Annotated in this window: 5 protein-coding genes and 1 pseudogene; 3 read left to right on the forward strand and 3 right to left on the reverse strand. The window is 71.7% G+C overall.

What is annotated here, in order from left to right; genetic code table 11:
• A pseudogene (locus ACFW2E_RS40505) lies at positions 1–1,098 on the forward strand (aldehyde dehydrogenase family protein); the annotation flags it as partial.
• 11 nt (positions 1,099–1,109) lie between these two features.
• Here ACFW2E_RS40505 and ACFW2E_RS40510 read toward each other — a convergent pair.
• The gene (locus ACFW2E_RS40510; protein ID WP_384475193.1) at positions 1,110–1,301 is read right to left on the reverse strand and encodes a hypothetical protein; all 192 of its coding nucleotides are present in this window, start codon (positions 1,299–1,301) and stop codon (positions 1,110–1,112) included.
• Between the two features lie 39 nt (positions 1,302–1,340).
• Complete coding sequence (locus ACFW2E_RS40515; protein ID WP_384475196.1) at positions 1,341–2,297, reverse strand: polyprenyl synthetase family protein; 957 nt, start codon at positions 2,295–2,297, stop codon at positions 1,341–1,343.
• A gap of 218 nt (positions 2,298–2,515) precedes the next feature.
• Between ACFW2E_RS40515 and ACFW2E_RS40520 the strand changes: the two genes are divergently transcribed.
• Entirely contained in the window at positions 2,516–2,860 is a 345-nt protein-coding gene (locus tag ACFW2E_RS40520; protein WP_384475199.1) for a hypothetical protein, read from the forward strand.
• 297 nt (positions 2,861–3,157) lie between these two features.
• Here ACFW2E_RS40520 and ACFW2E_RS40525 read toward each other — a convergent pair whose 3' ends face one another.
• Entirely contained in the window at positions 3,158–3,745 is a 588-nt protein-coding gene (locus tag ACFW2E_RS40525; RefSeq protein WP_384475202.1) for a helix-turn-helix domain-containing protein, read from the reverse strand.
• 100 nt (positions 3,746–3,845) lie between these two features.
• Here ACFW2E_RS40525 and ACFW2E_RS40530 point away from each other — a divergent pair.
• The coding region (locus ACFW2E_RS40530; protein ID WP_384475205.1) for an MFS transporter at positions 3,846–4,263 on the forward strand (418 nt) is incomplete at its 3' end.

Genomic DNA, 4,263 nt, shown 5'->3' on the forward strand with positions numbered 1-4,263 from the left:
CCTCCGTACTGCGCCGTGAACCGATCGGCGTCTGCGCGCAGATCACCCCGTGGAACTATCCGCTGATGATGGCCGTGTGGAAGATCGCCCCGGCGCTCGCCGCCGGCAACACCGTCGTCCTCAAACCGTCCGACACCACACCGTCCTCGGCCACGCTCCTGGCCCGGCTGGCCGCCGAGCACCTGCCGCCCGGCGTGCTCAACGTCGTCTGCGGCGACCGTGACACCGGTCGCCTCCTGGTCGCCCACCCCGCCGTCCGGCTCGTCGCCCTCACCGGGAGCGTCCGCGCAGGACAGCAATGCGCGGCCGGCGCGGGGGGCCCGGCGGCAGGGGAGCGCTAGTTGAGCGAGGGGGGACAGCGCCCGCGCACCACCCCACCCCCCCGCCCCCGCGCCCCCCCCCCACCAGCGACTCCATCTGGAACTCGGCGGCAACGCGCCCGTGCTGATCCACGAGGACGCCGATCTCGGCGACACCGTCGAGCAGTTGTCGTCGCTGGCCTTCTACAACGCGGGCCAGGACTGCACCGCCGCCACCAGGATCCTGGTCCACCACCGGATCCACGACGCCTTTCTCGACGCCTTCGCCGCGCGGGCCGCACAGCAGGTGCCCGGCGACCCCGACGACCGGGACACCGACTTCGGCCCGCTCAACAACGCGGCCCAGCTCACCTTTGTTCGCCGGCTGCTGGAAACCCTCCCGGACCACGCCGAGGTCGTCACCGGAGGCTCGCGGCCGGACCGCCCCGGATTCTTCCACCAGGCCACAGTGGTCGCCGGCGTCCGGCAGGAGGACGAGATCGTCCAGAGCGAGGTCTTCGGTCCGGTCGTCACGGTCCAGCCCTTCACCGACGAGTCCGAGGCCTTCGACATGGCGAACGCCGTACCGCAGGGACTCGCCGCGAGCGTCTGGACACGCGACCACGACCGGGCCATGCGCGCGGGCCGTGCGCTGCGCACGGGGATCGTCTGGGTCAACACGCACGGCACGACGGTGTCGGAGATGCCGCACGGGGGTGTCCGTCACTCCGGCTACGGCAGCGATCTGTCCCTCACCGGGCTGCTCGACTACACACAGGTCAAGCACGTCATGCTGTGACGGGCCGATGCCTAGTCACTGTCGCCGGACCGCTTCACGCTGCGGCGCCGGCTCTTCTCGGCGCTGTGCAGCAGTTCCCCCAGGACGAGCATCACAGCCGCCACGGCACGGGCCCAGCGCGGACCGCCGCGTTCGGCCCACACCACACAGACGCATCCGCCGATGACGAGTGCCAGTACACCGACGAGCAATACAACGGTCATTTCCCCCACCTATGAGTTCGCACGGTCCCGGTGATCATCTCAGTTCGCGAGGAGGGCGAGTTCCTCGCGGTGCGGGCCGTGCGGGAAGTACTTCAACTCGGCACGCGCGTTGGCCAGATGCTCCACGGCCATGGCGTCCGCGGCGGCCAGCGCACCGCTCGCCTGCAGCAGGTCCCTCAGCCGCGCCCGGCTGTGGGGCTCCGGATGCGCGAGGAGCTCCTCCAGCATCTGCCTCTGGGTGTCGTCGGACATCTTCATACCGAGCAGGACGGGCAGGGTCGGCCGGCGGTTGCGCAGGTCCGAGTCCGTCGGCTTGCCCATCGACCGCGGCGCCGTGTACGGGAGGAGGTCGTCGCGGATCTGGAACGCCAGGCCCAGACTCTCACCGTAGCGGCGAGCCGCCCCGGCCAGCTCGACGGGCGCGTCGGCCATGATCGCACCGACATGGCAGGCGCAGGCCATCAGCGCACCGGTCTTGCCTCGCGCCATCGCCAGATAGGCCGAGATGTCGTGGCGGAACGAACCGGCCATGTCCAGCTCCGCAGCGGCTCCCCGGCACACCGCCGTCCCGGTCCGGGCCTGGACGCGCATCGCCGTGGCGATCTGCCGGTCGGTGGCCCCGTTGCGCCCGCACTCGTCCAGCGCGGCGAACCACCTGAAGTACAGGGCGTTTCCGGCGATGATCGCTGTCTCGACCCCGAACGCCCGGTGCACGGCGGGCCGCCGGCGGCGCACCGCGTCGTGGTCGATGATGTCGTCGTGCACCAGGCTGCCGACGTGCGCGGCCTCCAGGCCGATCGCCGCGGGGACGGCCGTCTGCATGCGCCCGCCCAGAGCGAGGGCGGTGTGGCACAGCAGCCGGGGGCGCAGGAGTTTCCCGGGTGTGGTGATCGCGTAGCGGGCCACGGCGTCGAGACCGCCCGCATCGCTGCGCCAGCAGTCCGCGAAGGCGGTCGCCAGAGCCGTACGCACCTGCTCTGCCGTAGTGCGGGCCATCGCTGCCTCGTTCTCAGGACAGTTGGCGGGGTTCGACGCGGTGGGCGCACGGGTGCCAGTGCCCGTGGGAGACCCCGATCACCAAGAGCCGATCATGGCCTCTTTCACGGCGACGGCGCCGGTGGCGTGGGCTGCCGCTGCCCGATCGGGTGACGACATTGATCGGAATGAACCAACCGCGTCGAGGGAGGACCCGGGTGATAATCCGAACCGCGCCCGTGGCACAGAGCGTTGACCAGGACGACGTATCCGGCCGCGCCGATGCCCGCGCTCAGGACCATGCGGAGCCGAAGGCCGGCCGGACGCCGATGGTCACGGCGACCGCGCGCAGCCCGTACCGGACGCCGTGCGGGTCCGTCGCGATCGTGCCGCACGGGGCCGTCACGGCGAGGACGGCCACGATCCCGACCGGCATCCACACGGAGAGCTGCCGCGCCGTCGCGCTGATCACCCACGTTGCCGTCCACCCGGCCGTACGGCGCACCCTGAGCAGGCTGACCCCCACGCTGCCGCACGGTGACGTCCACCCCGGCAACGTCCTCGTTCACGGCCGGCGCGCCTGACTGATCGACCGGGGCAACTGCCGGACCGGCCCCGCCGTGCTCGACCTCGCCGACCTGGTTCCCCTCGACTCGGACGGCTTCACCGTCTGCCGCCGGAGCCGGGAACGGGCGGCCGCAGGCCCCGGGACATCGCCGCGGCCGAACTCTGCCACCGGTGGCCGGCCCTCCAGATCCCGGTCCAGTACCTGCCTCGGCCGGTCGAGACCGGAACGACCGCCGAGGTCGAGGCCGCCCTCGGCCGAGTCGGGCAGGCGCTCGCCACCTTGTCGGACGCGGGCGGGGCGTGATGGCCGTGGGTCAGGGCGTCGTGGCCGGCCGGGCGCGGACGACGGCCTGGTCGCCGCGCGGTCCGAACAGGTGGAGGATCTCCACGGGGCTCGTGTCCGCCGGACCGAACCAGTGCGGCTGTCCGGTGTCGAACTCGGCCACTTCACCCGGGCGGAGGGTGAGTTCGCTGTCGCCGAGGATGAGACGCAACTCGCCCGCGAGGACGTAGAGCCACTCGTAACCGGCGTGGGTCACCAGCCTCGGCTCACGGGGAGCCAGCACCTGCTTGAACACCTGCACCCGGCCCGGGTACTGCGTCAACGGCACGAGCACGCTGCCGTGCCCCTTGCGCAGGGGCTCGAGATGTACTCGAGGGTCACCGCTGGCCGGTGCCGCCACCAACTGGTCGAGTGCGACGCGATGGGCCCGTGCGAGCGGGATGAGCAGGTCCAGGGTCGGGCGCCGGATGCCCGACTCGAGACGGGACAGCGTGCTCACGGAGATCCCGGTCGTAGCCGCCAGCGCTTCCAGCGTGAGTCCACGGTCCCGGCGCAGCGCGCGCAGCCGTGGCCCGATGGAGTCGAGTATCTGTTCCAGTTCAGCGTCCACGCCTCCCATTCTGAGGCCTCCGTTTTGCGGCCTTCGCAAAATTCCTGGGCAGTGCTCGTCGTCCGGACCGAGTCTTCCGGCAGACGCTCCCGGACCCGAGAGGCAGACCGTGACCACGACGACTCACCCTGTTCAGCCCTTGCTCAGCGCGCGCAGACGATGGACGGTGCTGGCCGTCTGCTGCCTGAGCATGTTCCTGGTGGGCCTGGACACCACCATCGTCAACGTGGGTCTGCCCGCCATCGGGCGCGGCCTGGGCGTCGGGACGCGCAGTCTCGAATGGACCGTTGACGCCTACACCCTCGTCCTGGCCAGCCTCCTGATCTCGTCGGGCGCGCTGGCGGACCGGTTCGGGCGCCGGCGGGTGTTCCAGTCCGGGCTGGCCGTGTTCGGTGTGGCCTCGCTGGCCTGGGCGGGCGGCCCCCCCGGGGGGGCCCCCCCCCGCCCCCCCCCGCGCGCCCGGGGTCTCGCCCGCCCTCTAGATCACGCGGGGGGTCGCGCACAGGGTGTGACACACTCACACACAC

This window comes from Streptomyces sp. NPDC058964 (assembly GCF_042741275.1).
Classification (GTDB): domain Bacteria; phylum Actinomycetota; class Actinomycetes; order Streptomycetales; family Streptomycetaceae; genus Streptomyces.